Below are 22016 nucleotides of genomic sequence, written 5' to 3' on the forward strand. Positions count from 1 at the left end.
GCCCGCCGCCACGCCGGGCTTTTCGGCACGCGCGGCCGCAGCCTCGATCGCGGCGCGGTCGGGGGAAGCGGGCCGTGCGCCTGCCGGGCGGGCACCGGCGGGCTTGGTGTCGGTGGCGCGCGCGGGGCGTTCGGCGGCTTTCGGTTCTTCCTTGGCCCTGGCGCGTTCCTCGGCCTCGCGGGCGCGGCGGGCGTCCTCCTCGGCCTTCAGGCGCAGGGCTTCCTCGCGTTCGCGTTCCTCGCGCTCCTTGGCCTCAAGCTCGGCGCGGCGGCGTTCGCGTTCCTCCTCGCGCGCCTTTTCGTCGGCGGCGCGGGTCGCGGCTTCCTCGACCTCGCGCGCCTTGGCGGCGGCAAGGGCCTTGAGGCGGCGCTCCATCTCGGCGTCGGAAATGCCGGCGGGGCGCTTGGACGGGTCGCTGGCGACCTTGGCGGTCAGCGGGTTCTTGGCCTTGTCGGCCACGCTCATCGGGGCGCCGGGTTTCGGCACCACGACGCGCTTGCGCTTGGTTTCCACGACGACGCTCTTGGTGCGGCCGTGGCTGAAGCTTTGCTTGACCTGGCCCGAGCGGCCGCTGCCGCCGAGTCCCAAGGTCGATTTTCCGTCTTTGTCGCTCATCTGCGTCTTCATTCCTTCCCGGCCGCCGTATTGCCGCCGTCATGCCCGCGCAGACCCGTCAGTCTGCCGGCTTCCAAGATCACCTTGTCCGTCAGGCCACCCGCCGCAAGCGCGCCGTGTATGACATGATCGCGCCCGAAGGACAAACCCAATTCTGATGCGGTCAGGCAGCCGAACCAACGACCGCCTGTCGGCGTCCACAGCTTTCCCTTGCCGCGGTCCGATCCGTCGCTGGCCTGCAGCAGCACCTTTGCGCGCCCCTCGGCCAGCCAGCCCTTGACCTTCTCGAACCCCGCCACCGCCCGGCCCGACTTGCGCGCCAATGATACCAGTTCGACCAGCCGTTTGGCCACACCTGCTTCGACCATGTCGGCCAGCCCCTCGGGGGCCTTGACCGGGGCCTTGGCGGCGCGGGAAAACAACCCCTTGGCCGCCGCCTTGTCGATGGCCGCGCGATCCGCGCTGACCCACAGTCCCCGGCCCGGCAGCTTTTCGGCCAGGTCCGGCACGACCTGGCCGTCAGGCCCGGCCACGAAACGGATCAGCCCAGCCTTGGGCTGGACCTCTCCGGTGACGATGCAGCGCCTTTCGGGCTCATCGTGATCCTTGATGCGACCACCGCGGCTCAAGCGGGCGAATCCGGGGCATCACGCCCCGGCCTCCTGGTCGTCAGCGGTCTCGGCTTCCTCGGCATCGCCTTCCAGTTCGGTCGGATCGACCCAACCCAGCTGCACGCGGGCGGTCATCACCAGGGTTTGTGCTTCTTCCAGGGACACGTCGAAGGGCTCCAGAAGCCCCTCGTCCTTGACGCGCTGGCCGTTCACCGTGGTCCAGCCGCCCGCCAGTTCCCAGTCGGCGCAGGTGGCAAAGTCCTCCAGCGTCTTCACGCCGTCCTTGGCCAGTGCCTCCACCATCTGGGGGGTCAGCCCCTCGAATTCAATAAGGCTGTCCTCGGCGCCAAGCGCGCGGGCGTTTTCAAGCGCGGCCTTGGTGCGGGCCTCCAGCACGTCGCGGGCGCGGGCCTGCAATTCGGCGGCCGTGCCTTCGTCCACGCCCTCGATGGAGAGAAGCTCGTCCAGATCGACGTAAGCCACTTCTTCCAGGTCGGTGAAGCCCTCGGCCACCAGAAGCTGGGCGAAGAATTCGTCCAGATCCAGCGCCTCCATGAACAGCGCGGTGCGGGCGTTGAACTCGGCCTGGCGGCGCTTCGACTCCTCCTCCTCGGTCAGGATGTCGATGTCCATGCCGGTCAGCTGGCTGGCCAGGCGCACGTTCTGGCCGCGCCGCCCGATGGCCAGGGACAACTGCTCGTCGGGAACCACGACCTCGATCTTGTTGGCTTCCTCGTCGAAGACGACCTTGCTGACCTCGGCGGGCTGCAGGGCGTTGACCAGGAAGGTGGCCTGATCCTCGTTCCAGGGGATGATGTCGATCTTTTCGCCCTGAAGCTCGCCCACCACGGCCTGCACGCGGCTGCCGCGCATGCCCACGCAGGCGCCGACCGGGTCGATCGAGTTGTCATAGCTGATCACGGCGATCTTGGCGCGCGAACCGGGGTCGCGGGCCACCGCCTTGATCTCGATGATGCCGTCATAGATTTCGGGCACCTCCATCTTGAACAACTCGGCCATGAACTGCGGGTCGGTGCGCGACAGGAAGATCTGCGGGCCCCGCGATTCGCGGCGCACGTCCTTGACATAGGCGCGGATGCGGTCGTTCGGGCGATAGCTTTCGCGGCCGATCTTTTCGTTGCGGCGCAGGATGGCCTCGCCCCGGCCCACGTCCACGATGATGTTGCCGTATTCCTCGCGCTTGACGACGCCGTTGATGATGGTGCCGGCGCGGTCCTTGAATTCCTCGTACTGGCGATCACGCTCGGCCTCGCGGACGCGTTGCAGGATCACCTGCTTGGCCGACTGCGCGGCGATGCGGCCCAGTTCGACGGGCGGCACCTGGTCCACGATCACGTCGCCGACCTGCGGGTTGTCCAGATAGGGGCGGGCCTGGTCCACCGTCAGCTGCGCCTGGTAGTTTTCCACCGCGTCATCCTCGACCACGGTGCGGACGCGGGTGAAGGTGGCGTTGCCGGTCTTGCGGTCGATCTTGACGCGGATGTCCATTTCCGCGCCATAGCGCGACTTGGCGGCGCGGGCGAGGCTGTCCTCCATCGCCTCGATGACCAGCTCTGGCTCGATCATCTTCTCGCGCGCGACGGCTTCGGCGGTTTGCAGCAGTTCAAGCTGATTGGCAGAGGTGATTGCCATCACTCACTCCTTGGCAGCGGCGTCGTTCGCGCCGTCGTTGTCTTCGGTTTCGCCAGTCTCGGCTTCGATCTCGTCAAAGGCGCTTTCGTCCAGGTTCTCGATCTGGACGCCGGCTTCCTTCTTCTGGCGCAGCATCTCGCGGATCAGCTCGTCCGTCAGGACCAGCTTGGCATCCGACAGCCAGTCGAACTGCAACCCGATGGTCTGCGTCTCGCCCGCTTCCTCGATGTTGAGCAGGACTTCCTCGCCCTCGACCCCCGCCAAGACGCCCTTGAATCGCTTGCGGCCGTCGATGGGCTGGTTCGTTTCCAGCCGCGCTTCGTAGCCCTCGAAGGTCTCGAAGTCCTTCATGCGGGTCAGGGGGCGGTCGATGCCGGGGCTGGAAACCTCCAGGTGATAGGCGTCCTCCAGCGGATCCTCGACATCCAGGGTGGCGCTGACGGCCACGGAAATGTCGCCGCAATCGTCCACGTTGATGCCGCCCTCGGGCCGGTCGGCCATGATCTGCAGGGTCGCGGTCTTGCCGCCCTGCAGGCGCACGCGCACCAGCTCGAACCCCAGATCCTCGATCACTGGGGTGATGATCTCGGCCAGACGCCGGTCGATGGCGGTCTTGGCGATCAGATCGTTCGACATGAGATCCTTTCGGATATGAAAAAAGGCCCGACAACGGGCCATGCGGAAGCGTCCGGTGGGCAGGGGGTGGAAGCCTGCGCCGCTGTTGAAAGGCGATATAAGGGGAAATGCCGCCGATTGCAAGACGGCTCAGCAGGCCTCGCGGTTTTCCGTCAAAGCCAGCAGCCGGTCCACCATCTGCAACACTTCGTCGGGGTCGATGGTGAAGCCCCCTTCGACCGCCTTGCCGATGACCATGCCGCTGTGCAGGTCCAGCGTGCGCATCCATTCCTGCGCCGCGCTGTAGACCTGGTCGGGAGGCTGCAGGACCAGCAAGGCTCCGCCTTCCCGCAATGCGTAGATCGCATGGCAGGCCTGGCTGCCCTCGACCGAAATGATGATTGATGCATCAAGGATTTTTTCGGCGAAGGTCTTTGCGTTTCCTTCGGGTGTCACGACCTCCACCCCTTGCTTGGAAAAGCACTCTATCAGCATTTCTTCATTTGTGACGATGGCACGCGGTTTGGCGCTGGCGCCGCGCCGGATATAGACGATCTTCGCAGACTGGCCTTGTTCAGGAACCGTCTTTCGCAGCTTCTTGCGCAGGCTGCGATAATGTTGGGCTTTCCGTCGATCAAATCCAAGGGCGCGAAGCAGGACAAGGTTGTTCGAGCGAATGATCGCATCTTCCTGCCAGTGTTGATCGAATGCTTGTTCGAAGAACGGAAGGTCGTTCCATTTGGGTCTTCGCATGGACCGCAAATCAGGATGATCGCGGAATTCCTCATAGGCGGTGCAGTCGTCGCCAAGCCAATGACCAAAGAAACGCAGCCCCTGCAATGAGTTGGCAATCACCGTCTCGTCCGAGACAGGACTTTGGTCAAAGGCCTCTCTGAATTTCGGCTGCGGCCAATCCATCCAGTGGAGCGCCGTCTTGGTTGCAACAACTCCGCCAATTATCGTGGCTGGTCCAAGCCGGAACACCGAGATCGGGGTTTCAATCCATTTGGTCTGGGTCCACACGTCCAGGACATAAGCCAAGCTGACGCCACGGTTGCATCCCAGCACTCGAGAAAGCTGGTCGGGTTCATACAAGCCCGCGCGGCAGGACAGTTGCCTTGGCTCAGCCGTAGGCTCCGGCTCGGGCAAGTCGGCGAAGATCGGGTAGCCAAGCAGCTTTTGCTTCAGTCTCGCGGTTTTATATCGGATGACGGTTTGAAATGGAGACATGTGAAACCCTGAAAACATGATCAAGTGAGTGTCCAATGTTCAGCGTCAAGAGAGGCCGACTGGCTCATCCCGCCACGCATCCATCACCTTGACCAGTTCCGCCGAGATGCGCGGCTCGGACAGCGCATGTCCCGAGGCGGGGATCAGGCGCAGGTCGCACCCGGGCCAGCCTTCGGCCAGGCGCCAGGCCGACAGCGGCGGGCAGACCATGTCGTATCGGCCCTGGACGATCACGGCGGGCAGATGCTCGATCCGATGCCGGTCGCGCAGAAGCTGGCCTTCCTCCAGGAAGCAGCGGTTCAGGAAATAGTGGTTTTCAAGCCGGGCGAAGGCGCGGGCGTAATCGGGCGGCGCATGGCTGACGGCGGCCGATTGCAGCCCCGCCAGCGCGTTTTCCCACATCAGCCAGGGCTGCGCATAGCGGCCCTGGCGGCCGAGATCGGTCCCGAACAGGCGCTTGTGATAGGCGGCGATCATGTCGCCGCGCTCGGATGGGGGGATCGGTTCGCAGAACTGCGCCCAAAGGTCGGGAAAGAACCGTCCCGCGCCGCCGCCATAGAACCAGTCCAGTTCCTCCTGCGTGCCCAGGAAGACGCCGCGCAGCACCAGCCCGGTCACGCGGCCCGGATGCGCCTCGGCATAGGCCAGGGCCAGCGTCGCCCCCCAGCTGCCCCCGAACAGCAGCACCGATTCGAGGCCGAGGGTCTGCCGGATCACCTCGATATCCGCGATCAGGTGCTGCGTCGTGTTGGCATGGACCGAGGCCTGGGGGCGCGAACGCCCGCAGCCGCGCTGGTCGAACAGGATCGCGCGGTAATGGGCAGGGTCGAAGAAGCGGCGCATGAAGGGGCTGCAGCCGCCGCCGGGGCCGCCATGCAGCACCAGCACGGGCCGGCCTTCGGGATTGCCGCTTTCCTCGACATACACCTGGTGGCCGTCGCCGACCTCCAGCAGGTGGCGGGCAAAGGGTTCCGCGGCCATGTGAAGGCGGCCAGCCGATGCGGCGTTTTGTCCTGCCAATCGATCCATCCCCTTACTATAAGCGCAGACGAACCCGCCCGCCAGAAGGACCAGACCATGACCGGCCCCATCACCAGCATCGACCCCGCCGAGATCGCCAAGTTCGAGGCGATGGCCGCCGAATGGTGGGATCCCCGGGGCAAGTTCCGGCCCTTGCACCTGATGAACCCGGTGCGGCTGGACTATATCGCCACCCAGATCGCGGGCGAGTTCGGGCGCGACCGGCGCGACCTGCGCCCCTTCGGCGGCTTGCGGGTGCTGGATATCGGCTGCGGCGGCGGGCTGGTGGCGGAACCCATGGCCCGGCTTGGCGCGCAGGTCGTGGGCGCGGACGCGGCGGAAGGCAACATCGCCGTGGCGCGGGTCCATGCGGAAGGGCAGGGGCTTGCCATCGACTATCGCGCCACCACCGCCGAGGCGCTGGCGGCCGGGGGCGAGGTTTTCGACGTGGTCCTGGCGCTGGAGATCGTCGAGCATGTGGCCGAGCCTTCGGCCTTTGTCGCCACCTGCCGGGATCTGGTGCGGCCGGGCGGGCTGGTGATCCTGTCCACGCTGAACCGCACGGCCCGCAGCTTTGGCGCGGCGATCGTCGGGGCCGAATGGATCATGCGCTGGCTGCCGCGCGGGACGCATGACTGGTCGCGCTTCATCACGCCGGACGAACTGGCGGGGATGGCGGAAGGCGCGGGGCTGGCGGTGGCCGACCGGCGGGGGATGGTCTTCAACCCCCTCAGCTTCGGCTGGTCGCTGTCGGGCCGCGACCTGTCGGTGAACTATGTCCTGACCGCCCGGCGCGGGGGCTAGCCGTCGCTGTCCTCCAGCCGGATGCGCAATTCGCGCAGCACGGGCAGGGCGGTGCGGACCTTGTCGGCGCCGATGTCGCGCACGACCTCGGCGATCAGGGGCATGAAGGCGGCGATGGCGGCGTCGCGCGCCGCACGGCCCGCTGGACTGATCGACACGAACTTGCGCCGCGCATCGTCCCAGTCGGGGCGGATATGGACATGGCCCGCCCATTCCAGCCGCGACAGCGTGTTGGTCATCGCCCCGCGCGTGACGTGGAAGGCCTGCGCCAGTTGGGCGGGGGTCCGTTCCTCGTTCACATGGGCAAGCAGGTTCAGGACCGAGAAATGCGAGATCTGCATTCCGCGCGGCAGCGCCTTGCCGATCAGATTTCGCGACAACTGTTCGGCGATCAAGACCTCGGCGAAAAGGCTTGCGGCAAGCCGGTCATTGGCCTGCGGGCGGTCGGTCTCGGTCGCGGATATCGGCATTTTTCCCTGGGGGGTGTTCGCGGGCGGGCAAAGCAGGAACCCTGCCTCGCCCGGGGGTTCCTGGTCAAGCCCGACCTTTGCCGGAACCTGCCGCAGGCCGCCGCGTCAGGCGGCGGTGCCGGCCAGAAGCGCGTCCAGCTTGCCCTGGCGGTCCAGGTCGAACAGGTCGTCGCAGCCGCCCACATGGCGATTGCCGATGAAGATCTGCGGCACCGTGCGCCGGCCACCGGCGCGCTGCGTCATCTGCGCGCGGATGGACGGATCGGCGCCCACGTCGATTTCGTCGTATTGCGCATTCTTTTCCCGCAGCAGGCCCTTGGCGCGGATGCAGAAGGGGCAGGTGCGGGTGGTATAGATGGTGATCGAAGGCTGGGTCATGGGGCGCTCCTTTTTCGTGGTGGCCCCTTATCTAGGCATCCTTGACCGCCCTTGCCAGAACCGCGACCGAAACAGGCCCGGAACCCGCCGCCAGCAGCGCGTCCGTCGCCGCCGCCATGGTCGCGCCGGACGCCATCACGTCATCGACCAGCAGCACCGGCCGCCCCTGCAATGCCACCGCGCAACGGGGATTCACCGCCAGCGCGCCGGCGATATTGGCGAAACGGTCACTGATGCCGCGATGGTCCTGGCTTGCCGTGTGGCGGCGGCGGACCAGCAGGTCCGGCAGATGCGCCGCCCCATGCGCCCGCGCCACCCGCCCCGAGACCAGCGCCGCCTGGTTATACCGCCGCTTCAGCAGCCGCCGCAGATGCAAGGGGATCGGCGCCACGATCGTGTCCGGCCCGATCAGCGGCCCCGCCGCCCGCGCCAGCCAAGCCGCCAGCGCAGGCGCCAGATCCGGCCGGTCTCCGTGCTTGAGCGCCAGCACCAGCTTGCGTCCGGTGCCCGCGTAAACCATCGCCGCCCGGCCCTGCGCCCAGGGGCGCGCCATCGACAGGCAGTCGTCGCAGGCCAGCATGGGATCGTCCGCGCCTGTCCCGTCGTCGGGCAGCGGCACCCCGCAGCGGGCGCAGGCCGCGCCGGTGATGAAGCGCGTGTCGGAAAAGCAGGCCGGGCACAGCTGGCCCGGACCCATCCCCGCCACGGGCGCGCCGCAGGACACGCATTGCGGCGGATAAAGCAGGCGCAACGCGCCTTTCATCGCCCCTTGAAGCACCCTATGTTCCACCCCCATGACCATGCCCCCGCCAGACCGCCCCGCCCTGACCGACCGTTCCGCGCTGCTGCGCCAGCGCGACCGCGCGAATCGCCAGGGCTTCGTCGATGTGCTGCACCGGCTTGCCGCCGACGAGATCCAGGATAGGCTGTCCGAGATTAACAGAAGGTTTACCGCCCCCGCCCTGGTGACGGGTTTCCCGGACCTTTGGGCGCAATCCTTTCCCGATGCCCGCATCGTCCCCGACGACCCCGTGCTGGATCTGGAACCGGGCGCGCATGACTTGGTGATCCACGCCATGGCGCTGCACTGGGCCGACGATCCGGTGGGCCAGATCGTCCAATGCGCCCGCGCCCTTTGCCCGGACGGGCTGTTCATCGCTGTCTGCTTCGGCGGCCAGACGCTTCAGGAACTGCGCGCCGCCCTGGCCCAGGCCGAGGTGGAACTGACGGGCGGCCTGTCCCCCCGCATCCTGCCGATGGGAGAGATCCGCGACCTGGGCCAGCTGATCAGCCGCGCGGGCCTGGCCCTGCCGGTGGCCGACCTGTTGCCGCAAAGGGCCAGCTATCGCGACCTGTTCCACCTGGCCCATGACCTGCGCGCCATGGGCGAGGGCAACGCCATGGCCGCCCGCCTGCGCCGCCCGACGCGGCCCGCGGTCTTTGCCCGCGCCGCTGCCATCATGGCCCGGCACCATGCCGACCGCGACGATCCGTCCCGTGTCGCCGTGACCTTTGATCTGGTCTTTCTGACCGGATGGTCGCCCTCGGACACGCAGCCCAAACCGCTGCGGCCGGGATCGGCCACGACCCGACTTGAAGACGCGCTGAAAGAAATCAGGACCAAGAAGACATGACGCCAGCCCATGCGCCTGCAAACCACCCCCGGATCCCGCCGAAAAAGACCGGAATCCTGATCGCCAACCTGGGCACGCCGGACGGCTATGACTATTGGTCTATGCGCCGCTATCTGAACGAATTCCTGTCCGACAGGCGGGTGATCGACTATCCGGCCTGGAAATGGCAGCCGCTGCTCCAGGGCATCATCCTGACCAAGCGGCCTTTCACGTCCGGCAAGAACTACAAGCTGATCTGGAACGAGGAAAAGAACGAAAGCCCGCTGATGACCATCACCCGGTCCCAGACCGAGGCGCTGCGCGAACGCGCCCAGGCCGAATGGGGCGACAGCGTGATGGTGGAATTCTGCATGCGTTACGGCAATCCCTCGACCCACGACGTGCTGGACCGCATGGTCAAGGCGGGCTGCCAGCGGATCGTGTTCCTGCCGCTTTATCCGCAATATGCGGGCGCGACCTCGGCCACGGCGAACGACCAGCTGTTCCGCGCGCTGATGACGCAGAAATGGCAACCGGCGGTCCGCACCTGCGAGCCCTATTTCGACCGCCCCGATTACATCGCCGCGCTGGCCGCATCCGTGCGCCGCACGCTGGGCGACAAGGTGCCCGCGAAACTGGTCGCCAGCTATCACGGGATGCCCAAGCGTTACCTGCTGGAAGGCGATCCCTATCATTGCCAGTGCCAGAAGACCTCGCGCCTGCTGAAAGAGGCGTTGGGCTGGCCCGACGGCGTGATCGACACGACCTTCCAGTCCGTCTTCGGGACCGAGGAATGGCTGCGCCCCTATACGGTCGAACACGTGGCCGAACTGGCGAAACGCGGCATCACCGACATCGCCGTGATCTCTCCGGCCTTCGCCTCGGACTGCATCGAGACGCTGGAGGAGATCAACGGCGAGATCCGCGAAAGCTTTGAACATGCGGGGGGCAAGGAGTTCACCTATATCCCCTGCCTGAACGACGATCCCGCCCATGTCGAGGTGATGCTGGCCGTCATCCGCGACAACATCGCCGGGTGGGTCTAGCCAAGGGAAAGGGGGCCGAGGCCCCCTTTGTCACAGCACCAGGACCTGCGTGCCGATCTTGGCCAGGCCGAACAGTTCCTTGATGTGTTCGTTGTAAAGCCCGATGCAGCCGTTCGACGACTTGCGGCCGATCTTGCGCGTGTCATGGGTGCCGTGGATGCGGTAATACTGCCAGGACAGCCACAGCGCATGGGTGCCCAGCGGATTGTCCGGTCCCGGGGGCACGAAATCGGGCCATTCGGGGTTGCGGGCCTTCATCTCGGGGGTGGGGGACCAGCTGGGGCCTTCGACCTTCTTGATGATCTCGGTCCGGCCGGTGCGGGTCAGATCCTCGCTGACCGGGATCGAGGAAGGATAGACCCGATAGGTGCTGCCGTCCTCGGACCAGAAATGCACCGCGCGCGAGGTCAGGTCGCACAGGATCGCGCCGTTGGTCAGGGTCTCGAAATGGGGCTGCCAGCTTTGGCCCGCGAAGCTCGAGATGTTGTGGCGGCTGTCCGCATTGGGATCGTATTGCACCTGCCCCGCGTCGGGGGTGGCGCCCGGGATCGCCGCGCCCTGGATCGGCTGGCCGGTATAGGGGTCGTATTGCTGCGCCAAGGACGGCATCGCCAGACCGGCGGCGCCGAGCGCTGCGGCCGAACCCAGGAAGGTCCGGCGGGTGATGGGGGATGACTTGCTCATCGTCACATGTCCTTCGACGGATGGCCGCTCTTGCAAGGCGGCTTGACCACTCTGCCTCATCTGGCAGGGAAATCCACTACGCCCGGGCGGCGATTCCGGCAACTCAAAGTCATGTCAGCGGCCAACATGCCACAGGCCCCGCGCTTCACAGATTCTTGGGTTTGATCGGCCGGGCGTCCTTGGGTAAATCTGGGCCCAACAAGAAACGAGGGATGGCGAAAACATGCCGAATTACAAGGTGATCGCGGCTCTGTCGCTGGTGGCGCTGGCGGCCTGCCAGCCGCGCAGCCTGCCGCCGGTCGGGGCTGCCGCGCCCGGCGCGCCCGCCGGCAACCAGATCAGCGCCGCCGAGCAGCAGCAGATTCCGATCCGGGTGTTGCAGCAGATCAACACCTTGCGCGGAAACGTCGCGGCCCCGCCCTTGACGCTGAACCCGCAGCTGTCGGCGGCGGCCCTGGCCCATTCGCGCGACATGTCGGCGCAGAACCGCGCCTGGCACTGGGGGTCGGACGGATCCTCGCCCCTGGACCGGGCGCGGCGGGCAGGCTACATGGGCACCATCGTGGGCGAGAACATCTCGGAATCCTACGAGAACGACATGCAGACGCTGAGCGCCTGGATGGGCACGCGGGACACGCGCGACGTGATCATGGATCCGGCGGCGACGAACCTGGGCTTCGCCTGGTATCAGGAACCCTCGGGCAAGCTGTGGTGGACGCTGCTGACGGGAAGCTGAACGCAAAAGGCCCCGGATGTCCGGGGCCTTTGTGATTCTGGATCAGGGGTTGATGACGATCGGCACGCCGGGCCGCAGCATCGCATAGACTTCCTCGATCTCCTCGTCCTTGATGGCGATGCAGCCCGCGGTCCAGTCGCGGTTCTTGGGCGCGAAGCGGTTGCCTTCGGGGCCGCGGCCATGGATGAAGATGTCGCCGCCCGCGTGACGCCCCAGGGCGGCGGCCAGGGCCGCGTCCCGTTCGTTCGGATAGGACACGCCCACCGACAGGTGATACCGGCTGCGCGGGTTGAAGCGGTCGATGTAATAGATCCCCTCGGGCGTCTTGCCGTCGCCCTCGAACTGCTTGTGGCCCACGGGCACGTTGCCCAGACCCACGTCATAGGATTTCAGCACGGTCGTCCCGTGCAGAAGATACATCTTGCGGTCGCCCTTGTTCACGACGACCTGGGTCACGGCGGGGCCGTTATAGGCCCTGAACTTGCTTTCCGGCTTGCCGCAAGCCGCCACAAAGGCAAGCAGGGAAAATGCGACGGCGCGGCGCGTTGGCTTGAACATCACTGCCTCTGGACGTTTCTGGTTTTTATGACCGTTGGATACCACATTCCCATGTGATTTGACTAGGTTCTGGCGAAGTCCGCGACGATTTCGACATGCGGCGACCAGCGGAACTGATCGACCACCGACAGGCGCCGCATCGTAAAGCCGCCATCAGCAAGAAGCCGCGCATCCCTTGAGAAAGTCACCGGGTCGCAGGCCACGAAGGCCACCTTCCCGACCTTCGAGGCCGCGATTTCGCGCGCCTGCGCCTCGGCCCCCGCGCGCGGCGGGTCGATCACGATTGCGTCAAATCCGTTCAACTCATCCGCCAAAAGGGGACGGCGGGCGAGGTCTCGATTCTGCGTCGTGACGCGGTTCAGCCCCGCTGCCCCCCGCCAGCCCGCATCCAGCGCCGCCAAGGGCGCGGCCAGGCCTTCCACCGCCAGGACGGTGGCGGTTTCCGCCAGCGGCAGGGAAAACGTCCCGCAGCCCGAGAACAGATCGACGATCCGCGAGGCGCCCTTGGTAAAGTCGCGCACCGCCGCGACCAGGGCTGCCTCGCCCTCGGCTGTCGCCTGCAGGAAGCCGCCGGGCGGGGGCACGACCCGCGCCCGATCCATGGGCAGGGCAGGCGGGCGGCGGGTGATCGACTGGCCGTCCCCCGCCTGGTCCTGCCAGGTCAGCCGCGCCAGGTCGCCTTCATCGGCCAGACCGGCAAGCGCCTGGAACAGCGCCGGATCCATCGGCTTGCCGCCGGTGATGGTCAGGTCCAGCCCGGCGGGGCCATGGATCACGGTCATGGACAGCGCGCCGCTGCGCGAGGCGCCCGCCACGGTGATCCGCCGCAGCAGGGGCAGGGCGGCGGTGATCTGGGGCCGCAGGACGTGGCATTCGGCCAGATCCACGATCACGTCGGAGGCGCGGGCGTGAAAGCCCACCAGCGCGCCCTTCTTCGTCCGCCTGCCCGACAGCACCGCGCGGCGCCGCGACAGCGGGGGCGAGACATGCACGTCCTCGATGGGCGCGGGCAACCCGCGCGCGACCAGGGCGGTTTCCACCACCTGCCGCTTCCAGGCGGTCGTGAAACCATCGGAGGCGTGCATCAGCGAACAGCCCCCGCAGGCGCGGTAATGGGCGCAAACGGGCCGCACCCGGTCCGGCGAGGGCGTGACGATGCGCGGGGCGGCGATGCGGTCGCCCGCCGCCTCGCCCTCGACCTGTTCCCCGGGCAGGGTCAGGGGGGCCAGGGCGCGGCCCATGTCACCCACGGCCACGCCGTCGCCGCGACGGCCCAGCCGTTCGACACGCCATAGGGTCACTCCGCCGCCTCCTCGGTCCCCAGGAAGCCGCCCGATTGCCGGTTCCAATAGCGCGCATACAAGCCCCCGCGCGCCAGCAGCTGGTCATGGCTGCCCTGTTCCACGATCCGGCCCGCGTCCATGACGATGATGCGGTCCAGTTCCGCGATGGTGGACAGGCGATGCGCGATGGCCAGAACGGTCTTGCCCTTCATGGCGCGCGCCAAGGCGTCCTGGATCTGCGCCTCGACCTCGCTGTCGAGCGCGCTTGTCGCCTCGTCCAGGACCAGGATCGGGGCGTCCTTCAGGAAGGCGCGGGCCAGCGCGATCCGCTGGCGCTGGCCGCCCGACAGCTTGACCCCGCGTTCGCCCAGATGCGCGTCGTAACCCTTGCGGCCCGCGTGGTCCTGCAGGGTCAGGATGAAGTCATGCGCCTCGGCAGCCTTGGCGGCGGCCTCGATCTCCTCCTGCGACGCGCCGGGGCGGCCATAAAGGATGTTGTCGCGGGCGGACCTGTTGAACATCGCGGTTTCCTGCGTGACCATGCCGATCTGGCGGCGCAGGCTTTCCTGGGTGACATCGCGCAGATCCTGCCCGTCGATGCGGATCGCGCCCTTTTCCACGTCGTAAAGCCGCAAGAGCAGCGCGACCAGCGTGGACTTGCCCGCGCCCGACGCGCCCACGATGCCGACCTTTTCGCCCGGGCGGATATGCAGGTCGATGCCCGCAAGGCCCCCATCGTCGCGGCCATAGGCAAAGCCCACCCCGTCGAAGTCGATGCGCCCCGCGACGCGGTCCAGGGTCACGGCACCCGGCGCGTCGGTCAGGGCATGGGGCGGGGACAGGGTCTTCATGCCGTCCTCGACCTCGCCCACGCTGCCCCAGATGCCCATCAGCGACATGCTGACCCAGCCGGTCATCTGGCTCAGCCGCATGGCGATGGCGCCCGCCGCCGCCACGTCGCCAGGGGTCGCGGACCCCTGCCGCCACAGCATGATGGACCCGCCCACCAGGATCACAGGCAAGACGCCCGCGATCACCATCAGCGACATGCGGAAGGTGCTGGACACCACGCCGAAATCCAGCGCGCGGTCGCGGAACCCCGCCATGGCGCCCAGGGCGGCGCGATCCTCGTGTTCCGCGTGGGCGAACAGCTTGACGGTCTTGATGTTGGTGATGGTATCGACCACCTGGCCCGTGATCATCGCGCGGGCGGATGCGCGGGCCCCTGATTTCGCCCGGATGCGCGGCAGGAAGAAGCGGATCAGCCCCAGATAGGCCAGCATCCACAGGATCAGCGCCACCGCCCCCCAGGTATCGACCGACACCAGGAAGGCCGCCGACCCCAGGACGGATGCCAGCGCGAAGGCCACCACGTTCACCATCTCGGACGCGACATCGGTCACGGCCCGGGCGGTCTGCATCTGCTTCTGCGCCAGCCGCCCGGCGAAGTCGTTGTCGAAGAAGGCGACCGAATGGCCCATGGTCCAGCGGTGGATCCGCGACAGCACCAAGGGCAGCACGTTCGGCCCGATGATCACGCTGGAGGTCGCGGTCGAGAACCCGAAGATCAGCGGCCGCAGCAGCAGGAAGAAGCCCGCAAAGGCGGCGATCAGCAGGCCGTTCTGGCTCCACAGCGCGTCGGGCGTGCCGGTGGCGACGGCATCGACCACCCATCCCAGCAGCACCGCCGCGATCACGTCGGCGACGCCCCCCAGGGCCGAGGCGATGCCCGCCAGCACCAGCCCGCCCCATGCCCCCGACAGGCACCAGCGGAAAAAGGCCAGCAGGGTGGCGGGCGGCGGACCGTCCGCCGGGCGGAAGGCGTCGATCAGGCGGCCGAGGCGGTGGTGCAGGGTCATGGCGTCTCTCCGGCCAGCAGGGCGATGTCGATCAACGCGGGCGGCGGCATGGCGAAGCCCGAATCGATCCAGGCATCCTCGGCGGCTTTCAGGCCGCGGCCCAGGGCCGGGCCTTGCAGATGGGGTTGCAGGTCGGATGCGGTGATGGGCAGGGCGCGCGCGGCGGCCCGCGCCTCGGGCCAGCCGGGGCGCGGTCCCGCCGTCTGGACCAAAGCCGCGGCGGCATCCGCCAGATCGCCGTGCAGGCGATAGGCGATGCGGTTGAAGGACCAGTTCTCCGCCAAGGCGGTGACAAGGATGCGGTGGTCGCGCGCCTCCGACCGCGACAGGCGCAGGGCGTCGGACAGATCCGCTTGCGACAGCGCGGCCAGGCGGGCCAGCCAGGGCGCGGGGGATGGCAGCGCATGAAGCCGGTCGGGCGTGGCCCCAGGCAGCACCTTGTCCAGCACGCCGGTGTCCCGCATCAGCCGGACGGCGGGCAGCGGATCGGGGGCCATCAGCAGCTTGCGCAACTCTTGCCCGATGCGTTCGCGGGAAATCCCGTCCAGCCCGTCGCGCCCGTCGCGGCAGGCGGCGACCGCATCCGGGTCGGCGTCGCGGCCATACCAGGCGAGGAAGCGGAAAAAGCGCAGGATGCGCAGGTAATCCTCGGCAATGCGCTGCGCGGGATCGCCCACGAAGCGCAGGCGCCGGGCGCGCAGGTCGTCCAGGCCCCCCACCAGGTCGATGACCGCGCCGCTGTGGTCGGCGTAAAGCGCGTTCATGGTGAAATCGCGCCGATGCGCGTCCTGGGCAAGGTCGTCGGAAAAGGCCACCACCGCGCGGCGCCCGTCGGTTTCGACATCGCGGCGCAGGGTCGTCACCTCGAACCCCCGTCCGGCGGCGACAACCGTGACGGTGCCGTGGTCGATGCCCGTGGGCACGGGTTTCAGCCCCGCCCGTTCCGCCAGGCGCGTGACCGCATCGGGCGGCGCATCGGTCGCCAGGTCCAGATCGCATACCGGCTCGCCCAGAAGGGCGTTCCGGACCGCGCCGCCGACCAGCCAGGCGCGATGGCCGCCGGCCTCGATCGCGTCGAACACCGACTGCAGGGCGGGATCCTGCATGAGGTCTTGAGGAAGCTGCGTCACGCCCCCATCCTTCCGGCAAGGCCCAAGAGGATCCGCGCGGTCGCGCCCCACAGGTAATAGGGGCCGAAGGGCGCCGCGTGATAGCTGCGCCAGCCCTCGCGCCAGCGGCGGCGTTCCACGCGGTAACGCGACGGGTCGGCCACATGGGCGAAGGGCAGGGTGAAGGCTTCCTCGACCTCGCCCGGCTCGGGGCGCGGGGCGAAGGGGCCGCGGATGATGCCGATGACCGGCGTGACGGCAAAGCCCGTGACGGTGCGGTGCGGGGGCAGGGTGCCCAGCAGATCGACCTGCGCGGGGTCCAGGCCGATTTCCTCGCGCGCCTCGCGCAGGGCGGCGGCGGTGGCATCGGTGTCGGTGGCATCGACCTTGCCGCCGGGCAGGGCGATCTGGCCCGGATGATGGCGCAGGCCGGATGCGCGCTTGGTCAGGACCAGCCGCCCGTCGCCTTCGTGAAAGGCCGCCAGCACGCCCGCCGCCCGCAAGCCGCCCGACGGCGGGGCGACATCCGGGTTCAGGTCGTAATCCGATGTCGGTCCCGCCGCGACGGACAGGGCCTGGCGCAGACGGTCCTCGGACCAGTCGGGGATCACTCGGCCGCCCTGTCGGGCAGGGGCTGGCCGTCGGCATCCACCGTCGCCTCGAAGCCCAGGCTGTGGGGATCGAATTCGTAATGCGCGTTGCAGAACTGGCAGTCGGCGGTGACGACGCCCGCATCCGTGGTCATGTGGGCGATGTCCTTGGCCGAATAGATCGACAGCGTTTCCCGCACGCGATCCGCCGTGCAGGAACAGCCGAATTCCAACCGCTGCGTGTTGAAGACACGAGGCTCCTCCTCGTGGAACAGGCGCAGCAGCAGGTCGGTCGGCCCGACCGAGGGGCCGATCAACTCCAGCGTCTCGACGGTGTCCAGCAGCAGGTTGGCACGGTTCCAGTTCTCGGACTCCATGCCCTGCAGGATGTCGGCGGCCTCGATCAGCCCGCCCTCGCCGCTGCCGCCCTCGCCCTGCATGGGGGTGGCGGGCAGGGTTTGCAGCATCATGCCACCCGCGCGCCAATGGCCCGCCTCGCCCGGCAGGCGGGAATGGCCGCTGGCCAGCTGGAAGCGGGTGGGCAGCTGTTCGGACTGCGCGAAATAGGTCTGCGCGCAGGCCGACAGAGAACCCCCGGCCAGGGGTGTGATGCCCTGGTAGGGCAGCGTGCCCTCGCCCTGGTCGATCAGCAGGGCGAAATAACCCTCGCCGATCTGGGCAAAGGGCGGGCGGGTGTCCAGGCGGCCTTCGTCGAAGCTGGCCCAGGCCCGGATGCGGGCGGGCGCGCCGTCGCGTTCGGGGGCGTAGTAATCGGCCGCCAGCGTGCGGATCGCGCCGTTGCCCCGGACCTGCAGGCTCAGCTTCCAGCGCAGCTTGACCGTGGGGCCGATCAGCGCCACCAGCAGCGCCAGTTCGGCCACCAGGGCGCTGACGGGCGCCGGATAATCGTGGCGCGACAGGACGTGATCCAGCACCCCGTCCAGCCGGACGACGCGTCCGCGGATGTCGGAACGGTCCAGCTGGAACGGCAATACCGTGTCGTCCCACGCAATCTGGTTGATCTTGCTCATGCGTTATTCCTGAGATCGGGGCAGGCCCGCAAAGGGGCCGGGTCGCGCACAATATAGGGCTTTCGCCAGCAATCCCAAGGGGCGGCTTCCGCGTCGCGCGGCCCTGCGCTAAGGCTGCGCGGACACAGGAACCGGAGGCACCATGATCCGCCGATACGGCCGTCCGCCGCAGCACGGGCAGCACCACGGGCTGCGGCCCGGCGCCTATGCCCTGCTGGCGCGCGACGGGCGCCTGCTTTTGACCCGCCAGGCGACGCCCGAGCCCGAGTTCCAGTTGCCCGGCGGCGGCATCGACGGGGGCGAAAGCGGCCTGCAGGCGCTGCACCGCGAGGTGTTCGAGGAAACCGGCTGGACCATCGGCGGGGCGCGCTGGCTGGGCGCCTATCGCCGCTTCGCCTTCATGCCGGACCATGGCCGGTTCGCGGAAAAGCTGTGCCATGTCTGGATCGCGCGTCCCATCCTGCGCCTGTCCGCCCCGACCGAGCCCCATCACAGCGCGCATTGGGCCAGCCCGCAGGCCGCCATGGACCTGCTGGCCGACCCGGGCGCGCGGGCCTTCCTGATGCGGTTCCGGGCGCTGGTCTAGCGGGCGGAAGTCCTGTCGGCCTAGCGGGCGGGCAGGGGCACCATCTGGGCCGGGGCCAGGTATTCGATCAGCACGGCGGACATGTCGTCCTGCCGGTCGCCCCGGCAGTATTCCGACACCGACCAGGCCATGGATTCCAGAAATACATGCCCGCTGAGGAAGGCGTTGGTGCGCAGGATCGCCTCGACCCCCTCGTCGCCCAGCAGGCGGCCCGCGGGATTCGCCGCCTCGGTGATGCCGTCCGAGCAGATCAGCAGCCGGTCCCCCGGTTCCATCACCAGCTCGATCTCGTCGAAGACGGGACGCTCGAAGACGCCGATCGGCATGCCCCCCTGGCCCAACGGCCGGACCGATCCGTCGGCGCGTTGCAGGACAGGATGGGGGTGGCCCGCCTGCACCATGCGCAACTGCCCGGTCGCGTGGTTCAGTTCGGCATAGATCATCGTGTAGTAGGTGTCGGTCGCCATCTCCTCCAGCATCATGTTGTTGAAGAAATGCGCCAGCGCCGCCGGGCTGACTGCGTCGGTGCCGGTCTGGGCCGCGCGCAGGGCCACGTTTTGGTCGGCCGATCCCGACAGATGCACCGACAGCTGCGCGGTCAGCAGCGCCGCCGTGACGCCGTGACCCGACACGTCCAGCGCATAGATGCCCACCCGGTCCTCGCCAATCGGGAAGAAGCCCACCAGATCGCCGCCGATATGGCCCGCGGGACGCAGCAGCAGCGACAGCTGGATCGGTCCGAACCGCCCCGAGCGTTGCTTGACCAGCCCTTGTTGCAGCTTGCGCGCCTCGGCCAGGTCGCGGTCGATGGCGGCCTGGGTGTCGCGCAGCCGGTCCAGCGCCGCGCGAAGCTGGGCGTTGCTGGCGCGCAGGTCATCCTCGACCCGCAGGATGCGTTCGCCCGCGGCAAGGCGCACCAGCAAGTCGGGGGGGGTGACGGGCTTGGTCAGGAAATCGTCCGCCCCGGCCTCCAGCGCGCGGGCGATGTCCTCGTGGTCCTGGGCCGAGGTGAGCAGCACGAAATAGCCATAGTTGCGCCGTTCCCCGGCCCGGAAGGCGCGGCACAGGGCCAGTCCGGATTCCATCCCCTCCCGCCCGGGAATGACCCAGTCGGACAGCACGATGTCGGGTTCGTTGCGCTGGCACAGTTGCAGCGCATCCGCGACCGAGGCGGCCTCCAGCACCTCGTAATGGGCGCGCTTCAGATGAACCGCCAGAAGACGCCGTTGCCCGGCGTCGGGGCTGACCACCAGCACGCGCCGCATCAGCCGGGTGGCGGTGGGTGTTTCAGGGGCAGGGGCCTGGCGATTCGCGCGTATCATGCCAAGGTCATACCGCCCCACGGGTAAAGACCCGGTAAACGCAGGCGGTCAGACCAGCAGTTCGGACAGGATCTCGTCGTTGGTGATGTCGCGGTAAACGAAGCCCGCCCCGTCCAGCCGCGTCTTCAGCGCCGTCAGGTTCTGCGGGGCCGAGGTTTCGATCCCGATCAGGATCGAGCCGAAGTTGCGCGCCGATTTCTTCAGGTACTCGAACCGCGCCACATCGTCGTCGGGGCCCAGCAATTCCAGGAAATCGCGCAGCGCGCCCGGGCGCTGCGGCAGGCGCAGGACGAAGTATTTCTTCACGCCCGCAAAGCGTTGCGCGCGTTCCTTGACCTCGGGCAGGCGCTCGAAGTCGAAGTTTCCGCCCGAACAGACGCAGACCACCCGCTTGCCCGTCAGGTCGCCCAGGTCGCCCAGCACGTCGATGGCCAGCGCGCCCGCGGGTTCCAGCACCACGCCTTCGTGGTTCAGCATGTCCAGCATGGTGGTGCAGATGCGGTCCTCTGGCGCCAGATGCACGTCCCCGGGGGAAAAGCGGCGCAGCGCCTCGAAGGGCAGGGCGCCGATGCGGGCCACGGCCGCGCCATCGACGAAGTTATCCACGGCGGGCAGCGCCACGGGCGCACCCTGTTGCAGCGCCGCTTGCAAGCTGGCCCCGCCCAGCGGTTCGGCAAAGGCAAAGGCCACGTCGGGCGCCATCTCGGCGAAGTAGCGCGTGACCCCCGCCGCCAGCCCGCCGCCGCCCACCGGCAGGACGACCAGATCGGGCGCGCCGCCCAGTTGTTCCAGCATCTCCAGCCCCACGGTGGCCTGACCCTCGATCACGTCGGCCGAATCGAAGGGGGCCAGGAACTGCGCGCCGTGTTCCGCCGCGAAAGCCTGCGAGGCGGCCAGCGTCTGGTCGAAATAATCGCCGGTCAGCACGATCTCGATCGCGTCGCCCCCGAAGACCTTGGTCTTGTCGATCTTCTGCTTGGGCGTCGTCACCGGCATGAAGATCGTGCCGCGCGCCCCGAAATGGCGGCAGGCAAAGGCCACGCCCTGCGCATGGTTGCCCGCGCTGGCGCAGACGAAATGCGCCTTCGTGGCCTGCCCCGGGGTCACCCGCTTGCGCATGGCGTTGAACGCGCCGCGCAGCTTGTAGGAGCGCACGGGCGTCAGATCCTCGCGCTTGAGCCAGATGTCCGCCCCGAACCGGGCCGACAGGTGGTCGTTGCGCTGAAGCGGCGTCGGCTCGAACAGGTCGCGGATCGCGGTTTCGGCGTTGCGGACGAGATCGGCGAAGGAGGGCGCGGCGATGGTGGAGGCGGTGTTTTCCATGCGCTTGCGCATGACGCGAAACGGGCGGTTTGGCAAGGGGACGCAGCGTCAGCGCAAGGGGCGGCCTTCGACAAAGTGGCCCCAGAGGGTGGTCACAACGGATAGGCCGATAAAAGTGGACAGCCAGTAAGCGATCGCCGACAAGATCACGACAAGGGATGTTGGCAGGCCGATGGCTAGGAACATATCGAGCATGGCTTCGATCACTTCATAGCTGACAAGCCCCATGATCGTCAGCAGCACGATTGTCCCTGCCGCCGGTTTGAGCGCGCGCCAAGCAGCACCGATAGGGCGGTGCGCCCCGACAGCCGCCCCAGGCAGGGCCGTGCCCAGGACCAAAGTTAAGGCGTAAAGCAGAACGGACAGCACAAGGATGGCGATGAACGTCAGGACAGGAATGCCGCCCTGGTGCACTGCGTAGAGGACACCGATGGTCACAAGCATCGCCGGAATCATGAGGATAACGGTAAGCACCATCGTTCCGACATAACGCCAGAAGGCCGCGCGCGAGGGTGGGGCAAGAAGATTCTTGGATTCGTCAAGCAGGACGAAACGATGCCAGCGCACGGCGAACCACACTACGCAGGCGGCCGCCCCAAGCATCAGTGCCAGCATCAGGCTGATCGGCCCGATCCCCGGCTGCGTGCCTCGGATGTTGGCCCCAAGCAGGACCGCCGACGCCAGAAGCACAGCTTGGATCGCCACCGGCATCGCCAAAAGCCCCAACGCCTGCCGGAAATTCCCGAAGACCTGCCGAATGGCATGCAGCAGAATACGAAATGCCTGCATCAAATGCCCCTCATCAACAACACCGTCCTATCCCGCCCCCACACCCTTGTGACAACGCGCCAACTGCCTTATTGCCCCGGAAACTTTGCCG

General features: G+C 67.7%; 24 protein-coding genes. 5 read left to right on the forward strand and 19 right to left on the reverse strand.

Annotated elements, in window-relative coordinates; all coding sequences use genetic code 11:
- The 6 genes from JX613_RS17230 to pip form a co-directional block, all read right to left on the reverse strand.
- Positions 1–615 (reverse strand): translation initiation factor IF-2 associated domain-containing protein (locus JX613_RS17230; protein ID WP_207102708.1); only part of this gene is annotated, 615 nt, incomplete at its 3' end.
- A gap of 8 nt (positions 616–623) precedes the next feature.
- Positions 624–1244, reverse strand: coding sequence for an RNA-binding protein (locus tag JX613_RS17235; protein ID WP_207102709.1), 621 nt, complete (start codon positions 1242–1244; stop codon positions 624–626).
- 18 nt (positions 1245–1262) lie between these two features.
- A complete protein-coding gene (gene nusA / locus JX613_RS17240; protein WP_207102710.1) occupies positions 1263–2879 on the reverse strand; it encodes a transcription termination factor NusA in 1617 nt (538 codons plus the stop codon).
- A gap of 3 nt (positions 2880–2882) precedes the next feature.
- Entirely contained in the window at positions 2883–3515 is a 633-nt protein-coding gene (gene rimP / locus JX613_RS17245; RefSeq protein ID WP_207102711.1) for a ribosome maturation factor RimP, read from the reverse strand.
- Positions 3516–3644: 129 nt separating this feature from the next.
- Entirely contained in the window at positions 3645–4724 is a 1080-nt protein-coding gene (locus JX613_RS17250; RefSeq protein ID WP_207102712.1) for a glycosyltransferase family 61 protein, read from the reverse strand.
- 45 nt (positions 4725–4769) lie between these two features.
- Positions 4770–5753, reverse strand: a complete 984-nt coding sequence (gene pip / locus JX613_RS17255) for a prolyl aminopeptidase (RefSeq protein ID WP_207102713.1) — start codon at positions 5751–5753, stop codon at positions 4770–4772.
- Between the two features lie 48 nt (positions 5754–5801).
- Here pip and ubiG point away from each other — a divergent pair, with 48 nt between their 5' ends.
- A complete protein-coding gene (gene ubiG, locus JX613_RS17260; protein ID WP_207102714.1) occupies positions 5802–6548 on the forward strand; it encodes a bifunctional 2-polyprenyl-6-hydroxyphenol methylase/3-demethylubiquinol 3-O-methyltransferase UbiG in 747 nt (248 codons plus the stop codon).
- Here the strand turns inward: ubiG and JX613_RS17265 are convergent.
- From JX613_RS17265 to JX613_RS17275, 3 genes are all read right to left on the reverse strand, one after another.
- A complete protein-coding gene (locus tag JX613_RS17265) occupies positions 6545–7018 on the reverse strand; it encodes a MarR family winged helix-turn-helix transcriptional regulator (RefSeq protein ID WP_207102715.1) in 474 nt (157 codons plus the stop codon). The two genes, ubiG and JX613_RS17265, sit on opposite strands and share 4 nt — an antisense overlap.
- A gap of 105 nt (positions 7019–7123) precedes the next feature.
- Positions 7124–7396, reverse strand: coding sequence for a glutaredoxin 3 (gene grxC, locus JX613_RS17270; RefSeq protein WP_207102716.1), 273 nt, complete (start codon positions 7394–7396; stop codon positions 7124–7126).
- 31 nt (positions 7397–7427) lie between these two features.
- Positions 7428–8159, reverse strand: a complete 732-nt coding sequence (locus JX613_RS17275) for a double zinc ribbon domain-containing protein (protein ID WP_207102717.1) — start codon at positions 8157–8159, stop codon at positions 7428–7430.
- 31 nt (positions 8160–8190) lie between these two features.
- On the opposite strand from JX613_RS17275, the gene JX613_RS17280 reads away from it, so the two are divergent.
- Together JX613_RS17280 and hemH are read left to right on the forward strand one after the other, a co-directional pair.
- Positions 8191–9030, forward strand: coding sequence for a methyltransferase domain-containing protein (locus JX613_RS17280; protein WP_207102718.1), 840 nt, complete (start codon positions 8191–8193; stop codon positions 9028–9030).
- Positions 9027–10055, forward strand: a complete 1029-nt coding sequence (gene hemH, locus JX613_RS17285; RefSeq protein WP_207102719.1) for a ferrochelatase — start codon at positions 9027–9029, stop codon at positions 10053–10055. Before JX613_RS17280 ends, hemH begins: the two co-directional genes overlap by 4 nt.
- Positions 10056–10085: 30 nt before the next feature.
- Here the strand turns inward: hemH and JX613_RS17290 are convergent, their stop codons facing one another.
- Positions 10086–10739: a L,D-transpeptidase gene (locus JX613_RS17290; protein ID WP_207102720.1), complete on the reverse strand. Its 654-nt coding sequence runs from the start codon at positions 10737–10739 to the stop codon at positions 10086–10088.
- A gap of 223 nt (positions 10740–10962) precedes the next feature.
- On the opposite strand from JX613_RS17290, the gene dalA reads away from it, so the two are divergent.
- On the forward strand, positions 10963–11475 hold the full coding sequence (gene dalA / locus JX613_RS17295; protein WP_207102721.1) for a divisome-associated lipoprotein DalA: 513 nt from the start codon (positions 10963–10965) through the stop codon (positions 11473–11475).
- Positions 11476–11517: 42 nt separating this feature from the next.
- Here dalA and JX613_RS17300 read toward each other — a convergent pair whose 3' ends face one another.
- The 6 genes from JX613_RS17300 to hslO form a co-directional block, all read right to left on the reverse strand.
- Complete coding sequence (locus tag JX613_RS17300) at positions 11518–12033, reverse strand: L,D-transpeptidase family protein (protein ID WP_207102722.1); 516 nt, start codon at positions 12031–12033, stop codon at positions 11518–11520.
- Between the two features lie 62 nt (positions 12034–12095).
- Positions 12096–13334: a class I SAM-dependent RNA methyltransferase gene (locus tag JX613_RS17305; RefSeq protein ID WP_419538845.1), complete on the reverse strand. Its 1239-nt coding sequence runs from the start codon at positions 13332–13334 to the stop codon at positions 12096–12098.
- Positions 13331–15175 (reverse strand): ABC transporter ATP-binding protein, encoded by a 1845-nt coding sequence (locus tag JX613_RS17310; RefSeq protein WP_207102723.1) that lies wholly within the window; start codon positions 15173–15175, stop codon positions 13331–13333. Before JX613_RS17310 ends, JX613_RS17305 begins: the two co-directional genes overlap by 4 nt.
- Positions 15172–16305: a tRNA nucleotidyltransferase/poly(A) polymerase-related protein gene (locus JX613_RS17315; RefSeq protein WP_207102724.1), complete on the reverse strand. Its 1134-nt coding sequence runs from the start codon at positions 16303–16305 to the stop codon at positions 15172–15174. The genes JX613_RS17310 and JX613_RS17315 overlap by 4 nt, the downstream gene beginning before the upstream one ends.
- The gene (locus JX613_RS17320; protein WP_336512330.1) at positions 16302–16895 is read right to left on the reverse strand and encodes an NUDIX hydrolase; all 594 of its coding nucleotides are present in this window, start codon (positions 16893–16895) and stop codon (positions 16302–16304) included. Before JX613_RS17320 ends, JX613_RS17315 begins: the two co-directional genes overlap by 4 nt.
- Positions 16892–17905: an Hsp33 family molecular chaperone HslO gene (hslO, locus tag JX613_RS17325; protein ID WP_207102725.1), complete on the reverse strand. Its 1014-nt coding sequence runs from the start codon at positions 17903–17905 to the stop codon at positions 16892–16894. Before hslO ends, JX613_RS17320 begins: the two co-directional genes overlap by 4 nt.
- 142 nt (positions 17906–18047) lie before the next feature.
- Here hslO and JX613_RS17330 point away from each other — a divergent pair, with 142 nt between their 5' ends.
- A complete protein-coding gene (locus tag JX613_RS17330; RefSeq protein WP_207102726.1) occupies positions 18048–18491 on the forward strand; it encodes an NUDIX domain-containing protein in 444 nt (147 codons plus the stop codon).
- A gap of 20 nt (positions 18492–18511) precedes the next feature.
- Here the strand turns inward: JX613_RS17330 and JX613_RS17335 are convergent, their stop codons facing one another.
- The 3 genes from JX613_RS17335 to JX613_RS17345 are packed head-to-tail and all read right to left on the reverse strand — an operon-like array spanning position 18512 to position 21925.
- A complete protein-coding gene (locus JX613_RS17335; protein ID WP_207102727.1) occupies positions 18512–19813 on the reverse strand; it encodes a PP2C family protein-serine/threonine phosphatase in 1302 nt (433 codons plus the stop codon).
- A gap of 48 nt (positions 19814–19861) precedes the next feature.
- Positions 19862–21136 carry a threonine ammonia-lyase IlvA gene (gene ilvA / locus JX613_RS17340; protein ID WP_207102728.1) on the reverse strand — a complete coding sequence of 425 codons (1275 nt, stop codon included), beginning with the start codon at positions 21134–21136 and terminating at the stop codon, positions 19862–19864.
- 48 nt (positions 21137–21184) lie between these two features.
- The gene (locus JX613_RS17345; protein ID WP_207102729.1) at positions 21185–21925 is read right to left on the reverse strand and encodes a hypothetical protein; all 741 of its coding nucleotides are present in this window, start codon (positions 21923–21925) and stop codon (positions 21185–21187) included.
- Between the last annotated feature and the right edge of the window lie 91 nt (positions 21926–22016).

It is taken from the genome of Paracoccus shandongensis, from assembly GCF_017315735.1.
Taxonomy (GTDB): Bacteria; Pseudomonadota; Alphaproteobacteria; order Rhodobacterales; family Rhodobacteraceae; genus Paracoccus; species Paracoccus shandongensis.